General features: G+C 52.7%; 19 protein-coding genes, 1 rRNA gene and 1 riboswitch. Of the genes, 6 read left to right on the forward strand and 14 right to left on the reverse strand.

Features of this window, described 5'->3' with window-relative positions; translation table 11 throughout:
• From OGX99_RS10575 to btuB, 3 genes are all read right to left on the reverse strand, one after another.
• Nucleotides 1-363, reverse strand: a 16S ribosomal RNA gene (locus OGX99_RS10575); the annotation flags it as partial.
• 377 nt (nt 364-740) lie between these two features.
• Nucleotides 741-1,592 (reverse strand): glutamate racemase, encoded by an 852-nt coding sequence (murI, locus tag OGX99_RS10580; RefSeq protein ID WP_151218475.1) that lies wholly within the window; start codon nt 1,590-1,592, stop codon nt 741-743.
• Nucleotides 1,537-3,393 carry a TonB-dependent vitamin B12 receptor BtuB gene (btuB, locus tag OGX99_RS10585; protein ID WP_187260213.1) on the reverse strand — a complete coding sequence of 619 codons (1,857 nt, stop codon included), beginning with the start codon at nt 3,391-3,393 and terminating at the stop codon, nt 1,537-1,539. Before btuB ends, murI begins: the two co-directional genes overlap by 56 nt.
• A gap of 65 nt (nt 3,394-3,458) precedes the next feature.
• Nucleotides 3,459-3,645: riboswitch (cobalamin riboswitch) on the reverse strand.
• A gap of 115 nt (nt 3,646-3,760) precedes the next feature.
• On the opposite strand from btuB, the gene trmA reads away from it, so the two are divergent.
• Nucleotides 3,761-4,861, forward strand: coding sequence for a tRNA (uridine(54)-C5)-methyltransferase TrmA (gene trmA, locus OGX99_RS10590; RefSeq protein WP_151218473.1), 1,101 nt, complete (start codon nt 3,761-3,763; stop codon nt 4,859-4,861).
• 45 nt (nt 4,862-4,906) lie between these two features.
• On the opposite strand, the gene OGX99_RS10595 is transcribed toward trmA, so the two are convergent.
• Together OGX99_RS10595 and fabR are read right to left on the reverse strand one after the other, a co-directional pair.
• Entirely contained in the window at nt 4,907-5,266 is a 360-nt protein-coding gene (locus tag OGX99_RS10595) for a YijD family membrane protein (RefSeq protein WP_003028863.1), read from the reverse strand.
• A 15-nt stretch (nt 5,267-5,281) separates the two neighbouring features.
• Nucleotides 5,282-5,917: an HTH-type transcriptional repressor FabR gene (fabR, locus tag OGX99_RS10600; protein WP_003028862.1), complete on the reverse strand. Its 636-nt coding sequence runs from the start codon at nt 5,915-5,917 to the stop codon at nt 5,282-5,284.
• Nucleotides 5,918-6,108: 191 nt separating this feature from the next.
• Between fabR and sthA the strand changes: the two genes are divergently transcribed.
• Nucleotides 6,109-7,509 carry a Si-specific NAD(P)(+) transhydrogenase gene (gene sthA / locus OGX99_RS10605; protein ID WP_114683787.1) on the forward strand — a complete coding sequence of 467 codons (1,401 nt, stop codon included), beginning with the start codon at nt 6,109-6,111 and terminating at the stop codon, nt 7,507-7,509.
• On the opposite strand, the gene oxyR is transcribed toward sthA, so the two are convergent.
• The 4 genes from oxyR to argC form a co-directional block, all read right to left on the reverse strand.
• Complete coding sequence (gene oxyR, locus OGX99_RS10610) at nt 7,492-8,409, reverse strand: DNA-binding transcriptional regulator OxyR (RefSeq protein WP_151218472.1); 918 nt, start codon at nt 8,407-8,409, stop codon at nt 7,492-7,494. The two genes, sthA and oxyR, sit on opposite strands and share 18 nt — an antisense overlap.
• A gap of 251 nt (nt 8,410-8,660) precedes the next feature.
• The gene (gene argH, locus OGX99_RS10615; RefSeq protein WP_286543504.1) at nt 8,661-10,034 is read right to left on the reverse strand and encodes an argininosuccinate lyase; all 1,374 of its coding nucleotides are present in this window, start codon (nt 10,032-10,034) and stop codon (nt 8,661-8,663) included.
• Nucleotides 10,035-10,108: 74 nt separating this feature from the next.
• Nucleotides 10,109-10,882 (reverse strand): acetylglutamate kinase, encoded by a 774-nt coding sequence (argB, locus tag OGX99_RS10620; protein ID WP_151218470.1) that lies wholly within the window; start codon nt 10,880-10,882, stop codon nt 10,109-10,111.
• A 10-nt stretch (nt 10,883-10,892) separates the two neighbouring features.
• Nucleotides 10,893-11,897, reverse strand: a complete 1,005-nt coding sequence (gene argC, locus OGX99_RS10625) for an N-acetyl-gamma-glutamyl-phosphate reductase (RefSeq protein WP_286543506.1) — start codon at nt 11,895-11,897, stop codon at nt 10,893-10,895.
• A gap of 155 nt (nt 11,898-12,052) precedes the next feature.
• Here argC and argE point away from each other — a divergent pair, with 155 nt between their 5' ends.
• From argE to OGX99_RS10645, 4 genes are all read left to right on the forward strand, one after another.
• Entirely contained in the window at nt 12,053-13,204 is a 1,152-nt protein-coding gene (argE, locus tag OGX99_RS10630) for an acetylornithine deacetylase (RefSeq protein WP_151218469.1), read from the forward strand.
• A 240-nt stretch (nt 13,205-13,444) separates the two neighbouring features.
• Complete coding sequence (gene ppc, locus OGX99_RS10635; protein WP_151224169.1) at nt 13,445-16,096, forward strand: phosphoenolpyruvate carboxylase; 2,652 nt, start codon at nt 13,445-13,447, stop codon at nt 16,094-16,096.
• A 211-nt stretch (nt 16,097-16,307) separates the two neighbouring features.
• Nucleotides 16,308-18,041 carry a phosphoethanolamine transferase CptA gene (locus OGX99_RS10640; RefSeq protein WP_151218467.1) on the forward strand — a complete coding sequence of 578 codons (1,734 nt, stop codon included), beginning with the start codon at nt 16,308-16,310 and terminating at the stop codon, nt 18,039-18,041.
• Nucleotides 18,042-18,126: 85 nt separating this feature from the next.
• Entirely contained in the window at nt 18,127-18,978 is an 852-nt protein-coding gene (locus OGX99_RS10645; RefSeq protein WP_151224168.1) for an AraC family transcriptional regulator, read from the forward strand.
• Here the strand turns inward: OGX99_RS10645 and OGX99_RS10650 are convergent.
• The 5 genes from OGX99_RS10650 to OGX99_RS10670 all read right to left on the reverse strand — a co-directional run bounded on the left by OGX99_RS10650 (nt 18,965) and on the right by OGX99_RS10670 (nt 23,990).
• A complete protein-coding gene (locus OGX99_RS10650) occupies nt 18,965-19,321 on the reverse strand; it encodes a PTS fructose-like transporter subunit IIB (protein ID WP_151218465.1) in 357 nt (118 codons plus the stop codon). The two genes, OGX99_RS10645 and OGX99_RS10650, sit on opposite strands and share 14 nt — an antisense overlap.
• Before the next feature lies 1 nt (nt 19,322).
• A complete protein-coding gene (locus tag OGX99_RS10655; RefSeq protein WP_187260216.1) occupies nt 19,323-20,201 on the reverse strand; it encodes a [formate-C-acetyltransferase]-activating enzyme in 879 nt (292 codons plus the stop codon).
• Nucleotides 20,167-22,464, reverse strand: coding sequence for a formate C-acetyltransferase (locus OGX99_RS10660; protein ID WP_286543511.1), 2,298 nt, complete (start codon nt 22,462-22,464; stop codon nt 20,167-20,169). The genes OGX99_RS10655 and OGX99_RS10660 overlap by 35 nt, the downstream gene beginning before the upstream one ends.
• Nucleotides 22,465-22,575: 111 nt before the next feature.
• Nucleotides 22,576-22,896: a PTS fructose-like transporter subunit IIB gene (locus OGX99_RS10665; protein WP_151218463.1), complete on the reverse strand. Its 321-nt coding sequence runs from the start codon at nt 22,894-22,896 to the stop codon at nt 22,576-22,578.
• Nucleotides 22,897-22,910: 14 nt separating this feature from the next.
• The gene (locus OGX99_RS10670) at nt 22,911-23,990 is read right to left on the reverse strand and encodes a PTS fructose transporter subunit EIIC (protein WP_151218462.1); all 1,080 of its coding nucleotides are present in this window, start codon (nt 23,988-23,990) and stop codon (nt 22,911-22,913) included.
• Nucleotides 23,991-24,069 lie beyond the last annotated feature (79 nt).

Consider the following 24,069-nt stretch of genomic DNA (forward strand, 5'->3'; position numbering starts at 1 on the left):
TCCCCACTGCTGCCTCCCGTAGGAGTCTGGACCGTGTCTCAGTTCCAGTGTGGCTGGTCATCCTCTCAGACCAGCTAGGGATCGTCGCCTAGGTGAGCCGTTACCCCACCTACTAGCTAATCCCATCTGGGCACATCCGATGGCAAGAGGCCCGAAGGTCCCCCTCTTTGGTCTTGCGACGTTATGCGGTATTAGCTACCGTTTCCAGTAGTTATCCCCCTCCATCGGGCAGTTTCCCAGACATTACTCACCCGTCCGCCACTCGTCACCCAAGGAGCAAGCTCCTCTGTGCTACCGTTCGACTTGCATGTGTTAGGCCTGCCGCCAGCGTTCAATCTGAGCCATGATCAAACTCTTCAATTTAAGTTTGATGCTCGTGAATTAAACTTCGTAATGAATTACGTATGTTCACTCAGAGACTTGGTATTCATTTTTCGTCTTGCGACGTTAAGAATCCGTATCTTCGAGTGCCCACACAGATTGTCTGATAAATTGTTAAAGAGCAGTTGCGACGCGCTTTAGCGCTCTGTCGCGAGGTCCCGTATATTACGTTTTCCTCATTCAGAGTCAAGCATTTATTTTTGCTTTTCTCTACGAAGTTCTCAGTGGAACCCCGCTGACCCGGCGGCTTGTAATCCGTTGTTCCGTGTCAGTGGAGGCGCATTATAGGGAGTTATTTCAGGCTGACAAGGGGAAATTTAAAATAACTTTCCGAACGCGTATTTTTTCATCAAAACTACCTAAACTGCCAGTTTTTCGAGCGTCTTAAAGCCATAACGCTGCAGTACGGGCAATAGTTGTTCAGCTTCTGTCGTCATTGCCATACAGAATGCGACATTCTCGTCGGATGATTTTGCATCTGGTGCTTCATGTTCTAATAACCAGGCCGTGCGACGCGCAATCGCAGCACCAGAATCAACCAGCCGCGTCCCCTCGGGCAGAACCTGTAAAAGCTCTTCCTGTAATAGAGGGAAATGAGTACACCCGAGCACCACTGTGTCAGGGGGTTCCGACATCCGCAGCCACGGACGCAGAATGCGGCGCAGCTCTTCCAGAGAAACTGTTTCACCGTGCAGCTTCGCTTCAGCCAGTTCCACCAGCTCGGCAGAACCCAGCATCGCTATCTGACATTCGTTTGCAAACCGCGCAATCAACTCATGAGTATATGAACGTTTCACCGTTGCACGCGTAGCCAGCAACCCCACCACGCCATTCGCCGTGAGTCGCGCCGCCGGTTTAATCGCAGGCACCACGCCAACTACCGGAAAAGCAAATTTCTCCCGTAACGCAGGGAGCGACACCGTGCTTGCCGTATTACACGCGATAACCGCAAGAGAGAGGGGATAGCGCTGCTGGACCGCAGTCACAATCTCAACAACGCGCTCAACGATAAACGCCTCGCTCTTCTCTCCATAAGGAAAGGCGACGTTATCAAAAGCGTAGATATAGTGGAGATCCGGGAGAAGACGCCGGATCTCGTCATAGACCGACAACCCACCGACGCCGGAATCAAACACCAGCACGGTGGGACGTGGATCAGAAGGTGTAGCTGCCAGACAAGGTGTATTCCCGTCCTGCAGTTGCGTAGCCATAAACTGTCTCGTAATCTTTATCGAACAGGTTGGCGATTTTACCACGAACTGTCAGCTGTGAGGTGATTGGATATGATAATCCGATATCCCATAAGCTGACGCCGCCCAATTTAACATCACGATTATTGTCGAAATCATTATCGTAACGTTTACCTATATATTGATACGCAACGTTCCAGCCCAAATCCTGGACCTGTCCGGTTAACTCATACTTAACCTGCTGTTTTGCACGGCGATAGAGCACCTTGTTTGTGTCATCATCACGCGGGTCAACGTATTGTAGCGTCAGATTATGTTCTACGGGGCCTGTCGTAAAGTTTCCGGTCCATTCCAGCCCTTTAATCGTGGCTGATTTAACGTTGACGTACTGATTATTCTTGTAGTCGATCAGGTTTTGAATTTCATAGTGGTATGCGGAAAGACGCCAATTAAGCGGCCCTGTCAATCCATCAATACCTGCTTCCCACTGTTTAGATTCTTCCGGTTTCAGATTCGGGTTGGCAGCGATACCCGGCCCATAGGATGAGGCAAAGCGCGTCGCCCCGTATTGCTGACCCAGCGAGGGCGCCAGGAAACCAGTACCGTAAGAGAGCGTTGCACGATAACCATCAACAAACTCCCAGCCAGCTGCGGTCTGCCAGGTACCATGCCAGCCGAATTGTTCGTCATGATCTTCACGGCCCGAGGCTTCCAGCGTGACGCTCTCAATTTGTTGCTGCCCGGTCAGATAAAGTCCCGTTGTATCACGTTTATAAGCATCTGATTTCGTCGTACTGCTGGATGTCAGCTTCTCTTGTTTCCAGTCGACACCGCCGCTAATTGCCCCATGCCCAACCGCAACGTTATTTCCCCACTGAATATAGCGTTGTTCCATATTATCCAGCGTAGCGTCTCCCGCATAACGGCCGAGTTCGTTGCTATAGTTGTAATCTTTGAGATGCTGGTAGTTAGCAATAAGTTGGGAGGAGTAGATACCAGAGCTGTAACGAAGACCTGAATCCCAGGACTGCGTGTAATTCTGGGCTTCGTCATTCCCTCCAGGATTACCCCACGAACCCTGGTCATAATCACTATTAGCGGTATATCCATAACCACGGAAGAAGCCGGAGACGTTATCGCTAAACTTGTGTTGAACGCCGCCCCAGAACAGCTTATTGCGATAACCATCGCGGTCGCTGTCACCGCTGTAGGGTGAGTCGGGTTGAATGTTAAAACCTTTCGTCGTCTGGTAAGCACCAGCCGCCGTCACCATCGTGTCACCAAACCGCTTATTAACCGAGCCGTCATAGGTTTGATAACCATCAGTCCCCATACCCGCGTTGATCTGCGATTTCTCTTCGTCACTCATCGTAATGATGTTAACCACACCACCGATCGCACCAGAGCCGTACACTGCTGAACGGGGTCCGCGAATGTATTCAACACGCTGCACCAACGATACCGGAATCTGGCCAATGTCGATCGCATTGCCGATGCCGGCACGTGCCATCGGCACACCATCAATCAATACCAGAACGTGACGAGATTCAGTGCCGCGAACATACAGAGAGGAACTTTTACCCATACCGCCGCTCTGGGAGATATCTACGCCTGGCAATCGACGCATGACATCGTTCAGATCTTTTGACTGCCAGCGTTGAATATCTTCACGCGTGACCACATCGGTGGGGGCAAGAACAGTATTAACAGGCTGCTGAAAACGGTTGGCAGTGACGACGAGAGTATCCGGGCGAGTGTCCTGTGCCCAACCAGAAAATGCCGTGACGGACAACGCCGTGCACAGCAATGATTTTTTGATCATTGTAAAGCATCCACAATTTAAGAAGGATGCCGCAGGTCCCACCGATAGTACGCGATGATGAAGACCAGATGCGACGTTAGCCGGCAGGTCTTCGGGCTTGGAGGCGACATAAAGAGACGATGACTTCCCGCGGCAAGCCGCAGTGTCTGCACCAGGTGCGCTCATCTCTTACCTTCCTTACCGCTGCGCGTCAGCTCCAGATTTACACTGGATTCCCTTTTAACTCACAGGACCGGAAAACGGATGCTACAGTTTGTTACAACCTGGTGTCCAGACCGCATATCACATTATCGGAAATCATCAATGACTGGACATCTGTTGAGCAATCCCTACAATCCCCGCGTACTTTTATTTTTCAGGACGCATCATGACCCCCGAACACCTTCCGACAGAACAGTACGACGCCCAGTTAGCTGAAAAAGTAGTGCGCCTGCAGAGCTTAATGACGCCATTTTATGCACAGGCTCCGGAAGTGTTTCGCTCACCGGTCAGCCATTACCGTATGCGCGCCGAATTCCGCCTGTGGCATGACGGTGATGACCTGTACCACATCATGTTCGACAGCCAGACCAAAAGCCGTATTCGCGTCGACAGCTTCCCGGCTGCCAGCGAGCTCATCAACACGCTGATGACGGCAATGATCGACGGCGTTCGCAACAACCACGTCCTGCGCCACAAACTGTTTCAGATTGATTACCTCACAACCCTGAGCGATCAGGCGGTGGTATCGATGCTGTACCATAAAAAATTAGATGATGAATGGCGTCAGGAAGCCGAAGCGCTGCGAGATGCGCTGCGGGCGCAAAACCTGAACGTCCATCTGATTGGTCGGGCAACCAAAACCAAAATTGAGCTGGACCAGGACTACATTGACGAACGCTTGCCGGTAGCAGGTAAAGAGATTATCTACCGCCAGGTTGAGAACAGTTTTACCCAGCCGAATGCCGCCATGAATATCCAGATGCTGGAATGGGCAATTGATGTCACCAAAGGGTCAAAAGGCGATCTGCTTGAGCTGTACTGCGGCAATGGCAACTTCTCGTTAGCCCTGGCGCAAAACTTCAACCGTGTACTGGCCACCGAAATCGCCAAACCGTCCGTGGCTGCTGCGCAGTACAACATCGCGGCTAACCACATTGATAATGTACAAATTATTCGCATGGCGGCCGAAGAGTTTACTCAGGCGATGAACGGGGTACGCGAGTTCAACCGTTTGCAGGGAATCGATCTGAAGAGTTACCAATGTGAAACCATTTTCGTGGACCCACCGCGCAGCGGTCTGGACAGCGAAACAGAGAAAATGGTGCAGGCGTATCCGCGTATTCTGTATATATCCTGCAATCCGGAGACATTATGTAAGAACCTGGAAACGTTAAGCCAGACGCACAATGTTTCACGTCTGGCTCTGTTTGATCAGTTCCCGTATACGCACCATATGGAGTGCGGCGTGTTACTGACCGCAAAATAAGTGATGACCTGGCCGGGAGCGCTTCGCTTGCCCGGCCGACAAAGATTACTCCACAATTTCCTGTTTACGGTTACGCACTTTAAAACCGATCCAGAACACCAGAATCACCGACAGTACCGCCGGGAAGAAGTTAGAACCAATATCCGGGTATTCAGCGCGTACCACGGTGCTGTACAACAGAACACCGAGAATAAAACAGGCGGCAGCCAGGCCCGGTAGTCCCACAGGCATGGTGCGGTTCTGATAGCGCTGATGCAGACAATAAACCGTCAGCACCAGCGAAATAATCGGGAATACTGAGAATGGCACAATGGAGCTAAACAGCGCCGCAAATGTGCCATTGATCGATAAGCCAGCAACCAGCGCCAGCAGCAGCGTACCTTTATCTTGACCTGACTGTTTCATTGCTTGTCCTTCTCGTTACTCGGAGTGGTGCGTCATCTTTTCTTGTTCACGGCGGTACCAATAGAATGCGCCTTTCGCGATCATGCGCAATTGCAGTACCAGCCGCTCTTCCAGCTGCCGACGCTGTTCAGCGCCAACATCCAGTGCTTCTGCCCCGGCGCTGAACACAATGGTTACCATGGCTTCGGCTTGCGCTTCAGTAAACGCACGAGGCATATGGTTTTCGAGTTCCAGATAGTCCGCAAGTTCCGCAATGAAGTGCTGAATTTCACGTGCGACCGCAGCACGAAACGCTGCGGAAGTCCCCGAACGCTCGCGCAATAATAAACGGAAGGCGTTGGGATTGTTGCCAATGAACTCCATAAATGTTGAGACCGAGGTGCGGATCACACTCCCACCCTTAGCAATACGCTGACGCGCCTGACGCATCAACTGGCGCAGCATCAGACCACTCTCGTCCACCATCGTCAGGCCGAGTTCATCCACATCGCGGAAATGGCGATAAAACGAGGTTGGCGCAATGCCCGCTTCACGAGCGACTTCGCGTAAACTGAGGCTGGCAAAACTACGCTCAGCGCTGAGTTGACTAAATGCGGCTTCTACCAGCGAACGCCGGGTTTTTTCTTTTTGTTGCGCTCTAACGCCCATCACGATGTCTGAATCCTTCCACATACCTTGCTGGCACTATACCAGAGATTAGGCGGTTGGCATGGCTTTGTGAATGATTGTTTACGCGCAGTTTGTGCTTCGACTTCGCAAAAAAGCACAACGATAATTGGGTTATCCTGACAACGATGTTACTATTCTGTTGCTTTTATGTATAAGAACAGGTAAGCCTGACCATGTCACATTCCTACGATTACGATGCAATAGTAATAGGTTCCGGTCCCGGCGGCGAAGGCGCTGCGATGGGTCTGGTTAAGCAAGGAGCGCGCGTCGCGGTGATTGAGCGCTATCATAACGTCGGTGGAGGCTGTACCCACTGGGGCACCATCCCGTCGAAAGCTCTCCGCCACGCCGTCAGCCGTATCATTGAATTCAATCAGAACCCACTTTACAGCGACCACTCCCGACTCCTTCGTTCTTCTTTCGCCGATATTCTCAACCACGCTGATAACGTCATAAATCAGCAGACACGTATGCGGCAAGGATTTTACGAGCGTAACCACTGCGAAATTTTGCAGGGCAATGCCCGTTTTGTTGATGAACACACGCTCGCTCTGGAATGCCACGACGGCACGGTGGAAACGCTGACCGCGGATAAGTTCGTTATCGCCTGCGGTTCACGCCCCTATCACCCTGTAGACGTCGACTTTTCGCATCCCCGGGTGTATGACAGCGACTCGATCCTGAGCCTGCACCACGAACCCCGCCACGTTTTGATTTATGGCGCAGGGGTCATTGGCTGCGAATATGCATCGATTTTTCGTGGAATGGACGTCAAAGTCGATTTAATCAACACTCGCGATCGTCTGCTGGCGTTCCTCGATCAAGAGATGTCCGACTCGCTCTCTTATCACTTCTGGAATAGCGGTGTCGTCATTCGCCACAACGAAGAGTACGAGAAGATTGAAGGCTGCGATGATGGCGTCATCATGCATCTGAAATCCGGTAAAAAACTGAAGGCCGACTGCCTGTTGTACGCCAATGGTCGCACCGGTAATACCGATTCGCTGGCGCTGGAAAATATTGGTCTGAAAACTGACAGCCGCGGACAGCTGAAGGTCAACAGCATGTACCAGACAGCGTTACCGCACGTCTATGCCGTTGGCGATGTGATCGGCTATCCGAGCCTGGCATCAGCAGCCTACGATCAGGGACGCATTGCCGCCCAGGCGTTGGTAAAAGGCGAAGCGACTGCGCATCTGATCGAAGATATCCCGACCGGGATTTATACCATTCCGGAAATCAGCTCCGTCGGTAAAACGGAACAGCAGCTCACGGCAATGAAAGTTCCCTACGAGGTCGGTCGCGCCCAGTTTAAACACCTGGCACGGGCACAAATCGTCGGTATGAGCGTCGGAACGCTGAAGATTCTGTTCCATCGTGAAACTAAAGAGATTCTGGGGATCCACTGCTTTGGGGAACGCGCGGCCGAAATTATTCATATCGGTCAGGCGATTATGGAGCAAAAAGGTGGTGGTAACACCATCGAGTACTTCGTTAACACCACCTTTAACTACCCAACGATGGCGGAAGCCTATCGGGTAGCGGCGCTAAATGGCTTAAACCGCCTGTTTTAACGCACTGTCGAAATGGCCATCCATTGATCCACGGATGGCCTCTGCCAGCTGTTCATAACGACTGCGCAGCGGCGAACCTGGACGATACACCAGGCCAATCGTCCGGCGTGGTTCAGGCTTGATGCAGGGCAGATAAACAACACCATCACGCTTACGCTCAGACGGAACAGCCAGCGCAGGCAATAAAGTAATACCGCTGCCTGCCGCCACCATGTTGCGTAGTGTTTCCAGACTGGTTGCCCGAAAATGGGTATCCTCATCAGCGCCCGCTTCAAAGCAGAAGCCCATCGCCTGATCGCGCAGGCAGTGACCATCCTCCAGCATCAGCAGTTTTTCACCCGCCAGATCGGACATCGGCACACAATCCCGGTTTGCCCATGGGTGATCTTCATAGATCGCCAGCAACATAGGCTCATCAAATAACGGCACTTCGATGAACGCTTCACTCTCTTTCACCAGCGCCAGAATGACGCAGTCGAGCTTACCGCTGTCCAGTTGCGCCAGCAGTTGATGCGTCTGCGCCTCATGGAGATACATTTCCAGTTTTGGGAAGGTCTGGTGCAACATAGGAATAATATGCGGCAGCAGGTATGGCCCCACCGTTGGGATCAAACCAATATGCAGCGGGCCAGACATTGTCTCGCCTTGTTGGCTTGCCATCTCCTTGAGCACTTTGACCTCGCGCAGCACGGTACGCGCCTGATCCACCAGCAGTAAACCTGCCTGAGTGAACAGCACCTTGCGACTTGTACGCTCCAGCAACATAACGCCAAGCTCATCTTCCAGCTTACGGATCTGGCCGCTCAGCGTTGGTTGGCTTACGTGACAGGAGTCTGCCGCTCGTCGGAAGTGACGATGTTCGGCGAGTGCCACCAGGTATTCAAGATCACGAATATTCATTATTCATCCTCCATCGCCACGATAGTTCGTAGCGATAGGTAGCATAGCAACGAACGATTATCCCTATCAAGCTTTCTGTTTAATAATGCACCACAGAAACGGAACGGTACCCCTTTAACCCTTGAAGCTACTGTCCGTTCTCATACTCGAAATAACTAAAGCCAACGTGAACTTTTGCGGACCTTGTGTCCGCATTTTTTTTGCATAAAAAAGCCCGGCGTAGCGCCAGGCTCGAATCATTACCCATCAATTTACGCCAGACGCGCCTTCGCATAGTCGATCGCCTGCGCAACCTGCAGGGGCGAAACGCCGCCTTTCGCCGCACGTTTGTCTAAGCAAGATTGCAACGAGAGGATCGGGTAAACGTCATCGCCAATGACCTGGCTGAACCGTTGTAAATCGGCAAGCGACAGAGCTTCCAGCGGTTTGCCCTGCCGAATCGCCTCAACTACCGTTTCACCCACAATATGGTGCGCTTCGCGGAACGGAACACCTTTTGCCACCAGATAATCCGCCAGTTCAGTGGCGTTAGCATAGCCCTGCTGCGCAGCCTCCTGACAACGCGGACGTTTCACCTGAATGCCATCCAGCACCAGCGCGGCCATATGCAGGCAATCCAGCCAGGTGTCGAGCGCGTCAAACACCCCTTCTTTGTCTTCCTGCATATCTTTGTTGTATGCCAGCGGGAGGCCTTTTAACGTCATCATCATGCCGGTCAGCGCCCCCTGCACACGACCGCATTTACCGCGGATCAGCTCCAGTGCATCCGGGTTTTTCTTCTGCGGCATCAGAGATGAGCCCGAAGTCACACGATCGGACAGCTCAACAAAGCCCGCTTCCCCGGTATTAAAGAAAATAAGGTCTTCAGCAAAACGTGACAGATGCACCATACCGATAGAGGCGTCGGAGAGTAGCTCCAGCACGTGATCACGGTCAGAAACGCTATCCAAACTGTTGCGCGTCGCCGAGGCAAAACCCAGCCAACCGGCCAACTGCTCGCGATCGATTTCATATGCCGTACCCGCCAGCGCGCCACAGCCTAACGGGCTAACGTCTAAGCGTTTGAGTGTGTCCTGCAGACGGCTCTCGTCACGCGCCAGCATTTCAACATAGGCCAGGCACCAGTGGGCAAACGTCACAGGTTGCGCACGTTGCAGGTGGGTGTAACCCGGCATAACCGCGTCCTGGTTATTCTCTGCCGTCACCACCAACGCAATTTGCAACTGACGATTGGCCGACAGCAATTCAATAACCGTATCTTTACACCACAGTTTAAGATCGGTCGCGACCTGGTCGTTACGGCTACGTCCGGTATGCAGTTTTTTGCCAAGCTGGCCGACTTTATCGATCAGCTTTCCTTCTACCCAGCTATGAATATCTTCGGCATCGCTTTGCAGGATCTGCTGCGGATTCGCCCTAACCTCTTCCAGCAGAGTATTCAGCGCCTCTTCCAGCTGAAGCTGCTCATCGGCGGTCAGTACGCCAACTGTTACCAACGCTTTGGACCAGGCCACAGAGCCGACAATATCCTGTTCTGCCAGGCGGTAGTCAAAACGCAACGAGTCGTTGAACTGTTTGAACCGCTGATCTGCTGCCTGTGTAAAACGCCCACCCCAAAGTGCCATAACATCGTTCCTTTATTCATTAGTTCCGCCGGGTAGCGCTGCGCTTACCCGGCCTACAGTCATTCAATAAAATCTTACGCTAAAATCCGCGTACCAATTGGCGTGCCGTTAAACAGCGCCGGAAGTTGATCGGCATGACGCCAGGAGGCGATATCCACCGGACGGCCCAGCGTACGCGCAGCATCCAGTGCCGCATTGACCTTCACGATCATGCCATCAGTAATAATACCTTGTTCAATCAGTTGTTCCGCTTTGACGGCGGTCATTTCAGCAATACGCTGACCTTTACCATCCAGAATACCACTTACGTCAGAGAGCAGGATCAGATCCGCCCCCAACGTTGCTGCCAGCGCCGTTGCCGCCTGATCGGCATTAACATTCATCAGTAGTCCGTCTTCAGTAACGCCAATGGAGCTCACTACCGGCAGAAAACCACCTTCCAGCAGCGTGTTAATCAGCTTAGGCGAACCCGGCTGCGCCAGTCCAACATGACCCAGCTCTTTATCGAGCGGCGTCACCTTTACGCTGTCACCATCGCCAAGATACAGACCCACAGACGCGATGTGATGTTTTTTTGCCCAGGCCAGTAAGGTTTTATTCGCTGTTCCCGCCAGGGCGCCGGTAATAATGTCAATTTGATCGGCTGGCGTGACGCGCAGGCCATTTTTCTTTTTTACCGGCAGATTGAGCTGCTTCATCAGCTCATCAACCACGCAGCCGCCACCGTGCACAATGACCAGTGGACGCTGATGCGACTCACGATAATTCACCAATGCGGTAAACAGACGCTCCAGCGCCTCTTCGCTATCCAGTAAAACGCCGCCCAGCTTGATAATTAATGGATTCATTGTTGCACCTTTACATAAGAGACTGCGTTTGGGCAAAGCCAAAACGAATATTTGCGCACTGCATCGCCTGTGCTGCCGCGCCTTTCAATAAGTTATCTTCAGTTGCCACCACGATCAGGTGCTCACCCTGTACAGCGAACCCGATATCACAGAACGGTAAGCCAACCACGTTCTTCAGCGCTGGAACGCCTTTGTCATACAAACGCACCAGTGGCTTATCGCCATACGCCTGTTGCAACGTCTGGGCCACTTGCGCATGGGTTACGCCCGTTTGCAAACGGCAGGTGATAGTTTCCAGGATGCCGCGGGGGAAGTTACCCAGATGCGGGGTGAAGATCACTTCCGCACCAAGGTGAATCGCGATTTCCGGCTGATGACGATGGGTAAACACGCCATACGGCTGTAGGCTCACCTCACAAAAGCTGTTGGAAATAGCCGCCTTACGCCCCGCGCCGCTCACGCCGCTGGTGGCGTTGATCACCGGCCACTGGCTGAGATCCAGCAGCCCGGCATCAATCAGCGGTTTAAGCGAAAGCTGCGCCGCTGTTGGGTAACAACCTGGTACGGCAATCAGATTCGCGTCTTTTAGTTGGTCTTCGCTCCACTCCGCCAGCCCATAAACGGCCTGCTCCAGCAGGTCAGGGTGCTGATGGGGAAAGCCGTAATATTTTTCATAGAACGCGCCGTCGTTTACGCGAAACGCGCCCGAAAGGTCAAACACCACGCATCCAGCCTGCAGGAACTGCGGGGCCAGGTCATGACTCACCTCATGAGCCGTTGCGAGGAACACAATGTCCACCCCTGCGCTAAACTCGCTGATATCTGACATTGGCTGCAACGGTAAATCGACAATGCCTTTCAACTGCGGATGCAAATCGGAGATTAATTTTCCTGCATCATTGCTTTGCGCTGAGACGGTCAAAGCGGTTATGTTCATATCAGGATGGCGATTTACATAGGTCACAAGCTCTGCGCCGGCATAACCACTGGCGCCCACAATCAGCGTATTCAACATCGGGGCTGCTCACCTTCTTAGATTCTGTTGCCAGGTATAAGCCTTTATCACCTCACCTTACACTTGGTGGGTTTTATTATGCTTAACGTTAATGTATTTTTATTCACAAATATTGCATGAATATTGATACTATCATGACCCGAGGTGTGTCAACAATGAAAAACAATTTACCGCCATTTATCGAGATTTACCGCGCTCTGATTGCCACACCGTCGATTAGCGCCACCGAAGAAGCACTCGATCAAAGCAATGCAGGTTTAATCACTCTGCTTGCGGGCTGGTTTAAAGATTTAGGCTTCAATGTAGAGGTCCAGCCGGTTCCCGATACGCGAAATAAATTCAATATGCTGGCGAGCATCGGGCAAGGGGCTGGCGGTCTGTTGTTGGCGGGCCATACCGATACCGTCCCGTTTGATGACGGACGCTGGACGCGCGATCCGTTCACTCTCACCGAGCATGACAATAAGCTCTACGGTCTGGGTACGGCGGATATGAAAGGCTTCTTCGCCTTTATCCTCGATGCGCTGCGCGACGTCGATGTCACGAAGTTGAAAAAACCCCTGTACATTCTGGCCACTGCCGACGAAGAAACCAGCATGGCGGGTGCACGCTACTTCTCTGAAACCACCGCTCTGCGACCGGACTGTGCGATCATCGGTGAACCCACCTCCCTGCAACCGGTCCGCGCGCACAAAGGTCATATCTCTAATGCGATTCGCATTTTGGGGCAATCGGGCCACTCAAGCGATCCGGCGCGTGGCGTCAATGCGATTGAGCTGATGCATGATGCCATTGGCCATATCATGACTTTGCGCGACGACCTGAAAGAGCGTTATCACCATGATGCGTTTACCGTCCCGTATCCGACGTTAAATTTGGGTCACATCCACGGTGGCGATGCTGCCAACCGCATCTGCGCCTGCTGCGAACTGCATATGGATATTCGCCCCCTCCCCGGCATGACGCTCAACGATCTCAGTGGCTTACTTAACGATGCGCTGGCCCCGGTCAGCGAGCGCTGGCCGGGTCGCCTGACGGTGTCGGAACTGCATCCGCCCATTCCAGGCTATGAGTGCCCACCTGACCATCAACTGGTACAAGTGGTTGAGAAACTGCTGGGCGCGCAAACGGAAGTGGTGAACTACTGCACCGAAGCGCCGTTTATCCAGACGCTTTGCCCAACGCTGGTGTTGGGTCCTGGCTCCATTAATCAGGCGCATCAGCCGGATGAGTATCTGGAAACGCGTTTTATCAAGCCGACGCGGGAGTTAATTACCCAGGTAGTGCACCACTTCTGCTGGCATTAACCGCTTATCGCCTCGCTAACCCTTTAGTGGTAAGCGAGGTAATTTATTAACATTTCCATAAGCAACGCTTATTTGATTCGATGTGAATTAAATAACGTAAATTGCCGCCATTTTTTCGTTTGCTGAACCGATTTCGCAGCAATTGACGCCACGAGTTTTACGTGGCTTTATAAAAGACGGCTAAAAAGTTAAGTCCGAAAAATACAGGGCTAATAATTTCAAAATGGGGTGTCTGGGTTAATGAACGAACAATATTCCGCGTTGCGTAGTAATGTCAGTATGCTCGGCAAAGTGCTGGGAGAGACCATCAAGGACGCGCTGGGAGAGAACATTCTCGACCGCGTAGAAACAATCCGTAAGTTGTCCAAGTCATCCCGCGCTGGCAATGAAGTCAATCGCCAGGAATTGCTCACTACGCTGCAAAACCTGTCTAACGACGAGCTGCTGCCGGTTGCCCGCGCGTTTAGCCAGTTTCTGAACCTGGCCAACACTGCCGAGCAGCACCACAGCATTTCGCCAAAAGGCGAAGCCGCCAGCAACCCGGAAGTGATTGCTCGCACCCTGCGTAAATTGAAAGACCAGCCCAACCTCGATGAAGCCACCATCAAGAAAGCCGTGGAGTCTCTCTCGCTGGAACTGGTACTCACCGCCCACCCGACCGAGATCACCCGCCGCACGTTGATCCATAAAATGGGCGAGGTAAACGCCTGCCTCAAACAGCTTGATAACAAAGACCTCGTCGATTACGAACGCCACCAGCTGATGCGCCGTCTGCGCCAGCTGATTGCCCAGTCCTGGCATACGGATGAAATTCGTAAACTGCGTCCAAGCCCGGTTGATGAAGCCAAATGGGGCTTCGCGGTGGTTGAAAACAGCCTGTGGGAAGGCGTGCCGAACTATCTGCGCGAACTGAACGAACAGTTGGAAGAGCACCTGGGTTATAAGCTGCCGGTTGATTTTGTCCCGGTTCGCTTTACCTCCTGGATGGGCGGTGACCGTGACGGCAACCCGAACGTAACGGCGGATATCACCCGCCACGTGCTGCTGCTCAGTCGTTGGAAAGCCACCGATCTGTTCCTGAAAGACATCCAGTTTTTGATTTCTGAACTGTCGATGGTAGATGCCACACCGGAACTGCTGGCGCTGGTGGGCGAAGAAGGTGCGGCGGAACCTTACCGTTATCTGATGAAAACGTTGCGTTCACGTCTGATGGCAACCCAGGCCTGGCTGGAAGCCCGTCTGAAAGGCGAGAAATTGCCGAAGCCTGCGGGCCTTCTTACCCAAAACGAACAACTTTGGGACCCGCTGTATGCGTGTTACCAGTCTCTGCAAGCTTGTGGCATGGGTATCATCGCCAATGGCGAACTGCTCGACACCCTGAGGCGCGTGAAATGTTTCGGCGTACCGCTGGTACGTATCGATATTCGTCAGGAAAGCACCCGTCATACTGAAGCTCTGGGCGAACTGACCCGTTATCTGGGCATTGGCGACTACGAAAACTGGTCAGAAGCCGATAAACAAGCTTTCCTGATCCGCGAACTGAATTCCAAACGTCCGCTGCTGCCGCGTCACTGGGAACCAAGCAACGACACCCGTGAAGTGCTGGACACCTGCCAGGTTATTGCCGAAGCACCGTACGGTTCCATTGCCGCCTATGTTATCTCGATGGCGAAAACGCCATCAGATGTGTTGGCCGTACACTTGTTACTGAAAGAAGCCGGTATCGGTTTTGCTATGCCGGTCGCACCGCTGTTTGAAACGCTGGACGACCTCAACAATGCCGATGACGTCATGTCCCAGCTCCTGAATATCGACTGGTATCGCGGCTTTATTCAGGGCAAACAGATGGTCATGATTGGCTACTCTGACTCCGCAAAAGATGCGGGCGTGATGGCCGCCTCCTGGGCACAATATCAGGCCCAGGATGCGCTGATCAAAACCTGCGAAAAAGCCGGTATCGAACTGACGCTGTTCCACGGTCGCGGCGGGTCCATTGGTCGCGGCGGCGCACCTGCCCATGCAGCACTGCTCTCCCAACCGCCAGGCAGCCTGAAAGGCGGCCTGCGCGTGACAGAACAAGGTGAGATGATCCGCTTTAAGTACGGCCTGCCGGAAGTGACCATCAGCAGCCTGTCGCTGTATACCGCAGCAATTCTGGAGGCCAACCTGTTACCGCCGCCAGAGCCGAAAGATAACTGGCGTCATATCATGGATGAGCTTTCCGATATCTCCTGTGAGCTTTATCGTGGATATGTGCGTGAAAATAAAGACTTCGTTCCTTATTTCCGCTCCGCGACGCCAGAGCAAGAACTGGGTAAATTGCCGCTCGGTTCACGTCCGGCAAAACGTCGCCCAACCGGCGGGGTTGAGTCTCTGCGCGCCATTCCGTGGATCTTTGCCTGGACGCAGAACCGCCTGATGCTCCCGGCATGGCTGGGTGCTGGTACCGCGCTGCAAAAAGTGGTTGAAGACGGTAAGCAAAGCGAACTCGAAGCAATGTGCCGCGACTGGCCATTCTTCTCCACGCGTCTTGGCATGCTGGAAATGGTTTTCGCCAAAGCGGATCTGTGGCTGGCAGAATACTACGATCAGCGCCTGGTCAAAAAAGAGCTGTGGCCGCTGGGCGAAGAACTTCGTCAGCGCCTGGAAGCCGATATCGATGTCGTGCTGGCGATTGCCAACGACTCACATTTGATGGCCGACCTGCCGTGGATTGCCGAGTCCATTCAGTTAAGAAATATTTATACCGATCCACTGAACGTCTTACAGGCTGAGCTGTTACACCGTTCACGCCTGGCCGAAGAGCAAGGACATGAACCGGATCCACGCGTTGAACAAGCGCTGATGGTGACTATCGCTGGTGTTGCCGCCGGTATGCGCAATACAGGCTAACACCCCTCCAGCTGTCGCCTTCGTGCTACTGTACGAAGGCGACAGTAAAAACCGCTGTTACAATCATTTCATTTTCAATATATTCCTGCCTGAACATATTCACTACGTGAATATTACAACAGCGAAACACGATCCTGAGATCGTGATGCTTCAGTTCCTCTTAATGTTTAGCCGCTACTCTTGGCGCTACAATTAAAGACAGGCTCATACTATGCAATCCTTACAACTCCAGTCTAAACCCGCGTTTAGCTGGAAAGCCCTGGGTTGGGCGCTCCTCTATTTTTGGTTTTTTTCCTCATTACTGCAGGCCGTTATCTATTTCAGCGGCTATAGCGGATCTACCGGCCTACGCGACTCCCTGCTGTTCAGCTCGCTGTGGTTGATCCCGGTATTTTTATTTCCAAACCGTATCCGCATTATTGCTGCCGTCATTGGCATAGTGCTATGGGCGGCCTCGCTGGCTGCTCTGAGCTATTACGTCATTTACGGGCAAGAGTTCTCGCAAAGCGTTCTGTACGTGATGTTTGAAACCAATGCGAACGAAGCCAGCGAGTACCTGAGTCAATACTTCAGTCTGAAGATCGTCTTAATTGCGCTGGCCTATACGGCAATAGCAATTCTGCTATGGACGCGCCTGCGCCCGGTACATATTCCATCGCCCTGGCGCTACCTGGTGTCGTTTGCGCTTTTATACGGTTTGATTCTGCATCCAATGACGGTGAACACCTTCATCAAACAAAAACCGTTTGAAAAAACGTTGGATGGCCTTGCTTCACGTATGGAGCCCGCCGCGCCGTGGCAATTCATCTCCGGGTATTATCAATATCGTCAGCAGTTGACCTCGCTCAATAGCCTGCTGAATGAGAACAATGCCCTGCCACCACTGGCCAACTTTAAAGACAGCTCAGGTGACGCACCGCGTACGCTAGTGCTGGTGATTGGCGAGTCAACGCAACGTGGCCGCATGAGCCTGTATGGCTACCCGCGTGAAACGACGCCAGAACTGGATGCGTTGCATAAATCCGATCCTAACTTCACCGTGTTCAATAATGTTGTGACCTCACGTCCGTACACCATTGAAATCCTGCAGCAGGCGCTGACCTTCGCTAACGAGAAGAACCCGGATCTGTATCTGACTCAGCCGTCTCTGATGAACATGATGAAACAAGCGGGTTATAAAACCTTCTGGATCACCAATCAGCAGACAATGACGGCCCGCAACACCATGCTGACCGTGTTCTCTAAGCAGACGGATAAGCAGTTCTATATGAACCAGCAGCGTACGCAAAGCGCACGCGAATATGACAGCAACGTGCTGGCACCATTTAAAGAAGTGCTGGCCGACCCGGCGCCGAAAAAGTTCATCATCGTGCACCTGCTGGGAACGCATATTAAGTACAAATTCCGCTATCCGGATGGCCAGGGTAAGTTCGACAATAATATCGACAATGTTCCCGCTGGCCTGAGTAACGATGAGCTGGAAGCCTACAACGATTACGACAGCGCGAATGTCTACAATGATCATATTATTGCCAGTCTGATCAAAGACTATAAAGCGACCGATCCGAACGGCTTCCTGCTGTACTTCTCCGATCATGGTGAAGAGGTTTACGATACGCCACCGCACAAAACGCAGGGTCGTAATGAGGACAGCCCAACGCGCCATATGTATACGGTGCCGTTCCTGTTGTGGACCTCGGAAAAATGGCAGGCCGCGCATCCACGTGACTTTTCACAGGATGTGAATCGTAAATACAGCAGCTCTGAGCTTATCCACACCTGGTCTGACTTAGCGGGCTTCACCTACGATGGTTTCGATCCAACTCGCGCCATTACCAACCCGCAGTTCAAAGAGACAACCCGCTGGATTGGCAATCCGTACAAGAAGAATGCCCTGATAGATTACGATTCCCTGCCTTACGGCGATCAGATCGGTAATCAGTAACTCTCGCACCGGCCACTCTTAAAGAGTGGCCTTTTTTTAGGATGGCGGTTACTGTTTCCCTGTCTGCTGCCTGCAAGGGATTAACATGTATCACGACGTAAGCCATCTTCTCTCCCGCCTGATTAACGGCCCCGCACCGCTGCGCCAGGTGTATTTTGCCAGCACCACTAGCACAACACCGGAACTGGCGTATCAGGTCGATTTTCCCCGGCTGGAAATTGTGCTGGAAGGTGAATTTGCGGATTCTGGCGTTGATAAGGTGCTTACCCCCGGCGATGTCTTGTTCGTTCCGGCTGGCGGCTGGAACTATCCGCAGTGGGTCACACCGGTCACAACACTCAGCATTCTGTTCGGCAAACAGCAACTGGGTTTCAGCATCGTCCAGTGGGACGGCAAGCAATATCAAAATCTTACCCGCCAACACGTCGCACGGCGCGGGCCACGTATTGGTTCTTTTCTGCTGCAAACGCTCCATGAGATGCAAATGCAGCCGCAAGAACAGCAAACGGCCAGGTTAATCGTTGCGAGTTTGCTGAGCCATTGTCGCGATCTGCTCGGCAGCCAGATCCAGACCGCATCACGCAGCCAGGCCCTTTTCGAAGCCATTCGGGGTTATATTGACGAGCGTTACGCTGCGCCGCTCACCCGAGAATCCGTTGCGCAGGCGTTTTACATTTCACCCAATTACCTCTCCCACCTGTTTCAAAAAACGGGCGCAATCGGTTTTAACGAATACCTGAATCATACGCGACTGGAACACGCAAAAACGCTGTTAAAGGGTTACGAGCTGAAGATCAAAGAAGTAGCACACACCTGTGGATTTGTTGACAGCAACTACTTCTGCCGCCTGTTTCGCAAGAATACTGAACGTTCACCGTCAGAGTATCGTCGGCAGTATCACAGCCAGTTGACGGAGAAAAAAACTACTCCAGAGTAAGATGTGTGTGCTGCGGCGCTGACAGCAGCTTTCGTACTGCACTCATCACCCGTTGTGGTTCACGCAGAAAAGCGCTAATGCCCGACTGCACGTATCGACTCTGCGTAAAGCGTTCCGCCCCCGCAAGTTCAATATCGGTAATGAGCAACACCGCATCAGCGCGGTTAATATCTTCTTCCGTTAAGCGATTTTCGGTTCCCAGCGCGCCCTGAGTTTCAATCTTAATGCTCCACTTCTCTTGCTGGCAGAGCTTCTCCAGCCGTTCGGCAGCCATATAGGTATGTGCCACGCCGCTTACGCACGCGGTAACCGCAACCAGATATCGTACAGGTGCGACTGTCATATTAACCTCCTGTGGTTACCTGAAAACCAGCGCGTTCCGCCATCCCACGCAATGCAGCCAACTCTTGCGCCGATGGCGCGGGCACATCTTTCATCGACCAGGGCAGGCCGAGCAGGCTGTATTTCGGTTCGCCATACCGATGAAACGGTAGCAGATGAACCTGTTTTATGCCTAAGGATGTCAGCAGCGTCAAAGCTTGTCGCAGGTTTTCCGCATTGAGCGTATATCCAGGAATTAACGGCAAACGGGGAATCACATTGATTCCCTCCCTCACTAACAGCCGCAAATTTTCAAGCACGCGCGGCAGGTTCATATTGACCACCTCGCGCGCCTGCGCCACATCCATAATTTTGAGATCAAACAACACTTCATCGCATGCTTTTGCCAGCGGAAGCAGGCGGCTGGCCGGGGCGTCACCTGCAGTTTCAATAGCGCACCTAATCCCCAGCCGCTTCAGACGCTGTAAAAAGCGGATGGCAAAGGGCGCTTGCATCAGCACTTCACCACCGGAAAGCGTCACTCCGCCACCTGAGGTGCGAAAAAAGAGTTCATCTTTCAGCACCTCGCGTTCCAGCTCATCCAGCGTGATATCACGGCCAATATGTTCAAACGCCCCGGAAGGGCATTCATCAGCATCACGCAGGCAAGGCGCACAATGCAGGCATTTACTCTCTCGTCGTACCGTTTCAATACGTGGAGAGAGAGATTCGGGGTTAGCACACCACGGGCAGGTGTGCGGACAGCCTTTAAAAAAGACGACTGTGCGAATGCCTTGCCCATCATTTAGCGAGTAACGCTGAATGTTGAAGATGCGTGCGGCTTCATCGTCGCACTGCTCCACAACCTCACAGCTGATGCGCGGTGCGGCGAATGATGTCATCCTGAATCTCCTTCGACAGCTCGACAAAGAAGGCGCTGTAACCCGCCACGCGCACCACCAGCCCGGCAAAATCTTGCGGACGATGCTGTGCCTCGCGCAATGTTTCGGCATTCACCACGTTAAACTGGATGTGCTGTAGCTTAAGTTGAGTAAACGCACGCAGGAAATCTGCCAACTTGCGTAATCCCACCTCTCCTTCAAGGGTGGCTGGCGTAAACTTCACGTTCAGCAAGGTACCGTTTGAAAGCAATGTGTTATCCAGCTTACTGACCGATTTCAGCACCGCAGTCGGCCCCTGCATATCCTGTCCCAGCATCGGCGACAGGCCACCGTCTGCCAGTTGCTCTCCGGTGAAACGGCCATCCGGCGTCGCCCCCACTACCGAACCCAGCGGCACGTGAGCAGAAACGGTATACGAACCTGGCGTAAACTGCCCACCGCGCGGATTTTGGTATTTTTCTACCTCTTTACAGTAAAAACGTAGCAGTTCAGCGCTGATGTTATCCACATCATCAATATCGTTGCCGTATTTTTCAAAACGGTTGATCAACCTGGCGCGTACCTTTTCACCTTCCGGCGTGGCAAAATTGTCTTTTAATACCGACAGCAGCTCGTCAAAACTTAAGCGCTGCTGTTCGAACACCAATCCATTAAGCGCATGTAAAGAATCACTCAGGTTGGCGATACCAATACCTTGCACGCCAGAGAAGTTATAGCGTGCACCGCCGTCGGTAATATCACAACCTTTATCCAGGCAGTCGCTGATAAACGAAGAGAGCAGCGGTACCGGCGCCCAGTCACGATGGCCGATATCGCAGATATTGCTGCCCTCCACCATTAGCGTGATGTAGTGGCTAATTTTGGCGCGAATATGCGCCAGCAGACCGTCATACGTCAGCGCGCTGTTGCCTTCGTTCTCATACAGACTGATTTCCATCACTTTCAACAGGTTGAACATGGCAATGTCATGCAAGCCGTAAGTTCTGCCCGGAATCGACAGCTCCACACAGCCGACCACGGCGTAATCCCGCGCATCCTCCAGCGATACGCCACGGTTCAGAAACGCAGGCACCACCACTTCATCGTTAAAGATCTGCGGAATACCGGTGCCAAGACGAATGGTCTCCGCCGTCTTCATCAGGAAAGGTGTATCAATCAACGCATTGGTGCGCACGCCAAGATTTGGCTGCGGCAGTTGTACACTCTGGTAAGCATCAAGGCAGAGGAATGAGAGAACGTTTACCGCGCTGCGTCCGTTCTCCGTCAATCCGCCGAGCAGCGCGGTATATCCCGTCGGGAATCCAGCGAAATAACGCGCGCTACTGGTAGAACGCAACAATACGATGTCATTGCACTTTACCCACAATGATTCGAGGATCTCCTTTAAGAAAGCCGGATCGTCCCCCTGAGTCAGTGAGGTCTGGTAGAACGGCAGCATATACTGGTCGAAACGCCCCAGCGAAAGCGAGCTGGCGTTGGACTCATACTGCAAAATAATATTCATGTACCAGAACAGCTGGCACGCTTGCCAGAAGGTCTGTGGCTTGTGCTGCATATTGTGGCGAGAGTTTGCGGCAATGGTGAGCAGTTCCTGACGACGCTGCGCATCCGGGCAATCTTCCGCCATTTTTTCTGCCAGCAGAGCGTAACGCAGAATATGGCTTTGCGAAGCTTCAAGCAGCAGCAACGCAGCCTGATAAAAGTGGTTATCCGGCTGCTGCTCGCAGTGTTGCCGCATCTGCGTGACCAGCTCACCAAGCCCGTGATTCAGCAGGCGCGGATAATCAATAATGATATGTCCCTGCCCTTTGTCCGTCTGGTTAATGCTAAAAATCTGGGTGCTGACGGCGGCTTTTACCTCAGCGGTCATCTGACCGTTGATGAAATCCTTCATCGAGCGTTTTTCCCAGTACGGGTACAGCACATCACGATAGAGACGTTTATCTTCGTCACTAATATCAAAACGGTCCTGCGGACGCGTCGGGAACTGGTCCAGCTCTTTCAACAGCCAGTACGGATCCATCTCCGGCGACATTATTCCCGCGCGCGGCTTAACGGTACGGTTGCCTGCAATCAGCTCTTCATCACGAATCGAAATTTCAACGTGCTCAAGGATATACGCGGTTGCTTTCGCCCGACGCAGAATGACCGGATCCCCTTCCGTCTGCTGATGGCTGGCGGTATACAGTTGCGCGCGCTCAAGTGAGATTTCACGATTATGTTGAAACAGAGCGGCTTTCAAACGTTGGATGCGATTGGTCATGAAAAACTCCTGTGGGCAAGCTTGTTGCCTGATGGCGGCGTGAACGCCTTATCTGGCCTACAGGATTAATAGCGTAGGACAGATAAGCTTGCGCCATCGGGCATTCTAAAGTTAAGCGGTTTGCGCAAGGTGTGCGCCAATCTTGTTCATGATGGCGTCGGCGCGTTTCACTGCATCGCTGATGTTGACGCGAACGATAGTTTTGCCCGCAAAACGCTCTTCAAACTTAATACCAATGTCCTTGGTCAGAATGACCATGTCGGCCTCAGCCACATCCGCCAGGGTCAGTTCGTTTTCCAGACCGATCGACCCCTGAGTCTCAACCTTTACGTCCCAACCTTTGGCTTTAGCGGCGCTTTCTAACGCTTCGGCTGCCATATAGGTGTGAGCAACGCCAGAAGGACATGCGGTTACTGCGATAATCTTAGTCATGACTCTTTCCTCACTTAATTCATTTCAAAATCTAAATCCAGATCGTCCTCTTTCTGCTCGACCTGAGACACTTTTTTCCGTGCCAGACTTTTCAGTACGTTAACGCACACGGCGGTCACCACAGCACCAACGGCAACCGCCGCGATATAACCCAGTTTTCCTTCCACAACGGGCAGAACAATCAGCCCACCCCAACCGGCATAACACTGCGCTCCAAACAGGGCGGCGGTTACTGTGCCACAGGCTGAGCCAACCATAATGGATGGGATAACGCGCAGCGGATCGGCGGCGGCAAATGGAATCGCGCCTTCCGTTACGCCAACGCAGCCCATCACTAGCGCGGCTTTACCGGCTTCACGTTCTTCAGAAGAGAAATTCTTGCGGCCAATCAGCGTCGCCAGCCCTAAGCCCAACGGAGGCACGCAGATCCCCACAGCGGCAATAGCGACCACGGTATAAACCCCTTGCGACACACAAATCAGCATGAAGGCATAAGCAACTTTGTTGACGGGACCACCCATATCAAATGCCAGCATGAGGCCTAAAATAACGGCCAACACGACAATGCTCCCCTGCTGCATCCCCTGCAGCCACTCGGTCAGACTCGTAGTTAATGCGCCAACGGGTTCTCCCAGGCCCCACATCATGATGCCTGCGGTAATAAACGTGCCGACAATAGGAATAACGAAGATAGGCATTACCGAACGCAATACCTTATGTACGGGGATTTTCTTCAGATAATGGACGACAATACCGCCAATAATCCCGGCGATTAGTGCGCCGAAAAAACCTGCGCCGAAGCTGTTTCCCACCCATGCGCCAATCGCACAAGGGGCCAGAGCGGAACGCTCGGCAATGGAATAACCGATATACGCGGCAAGGAATGGCACCATCAGCGTCAGCCCTGCAACGCCAATATCAAACAGCTTCTTGAGATTAGGATCCGTTGCGGCGTCCGGTACCGCGCCCTTGCCATACAGCATGACGGAGACCGCCAGTAAAATACCACCCGCCACGACAAAAGGGATCATATGCGAAACACCGGTCATCAGGTGCTGACGGGTATTTTTCAGGATCTGCACCAACTCTTTCATAAGTCGCTCCCGGGCTGCCTACAGCCCATATCCATAAGGTTGTTGGGGAAAACAATAGGCAATCCGTAGCGACGCAAAC

Origin of the sequence: Citrobacter sp. Cu096 (assembly GCF_030332285.1) — a bacterium.
Classification (GTDB): domain Bacteria; phylum Pseudomonadota; class Gammaproteobacteria; order Enterobacterales; family Enterobacteriaceae; genus Citrobacter; species Citrobacter meridianamericanus.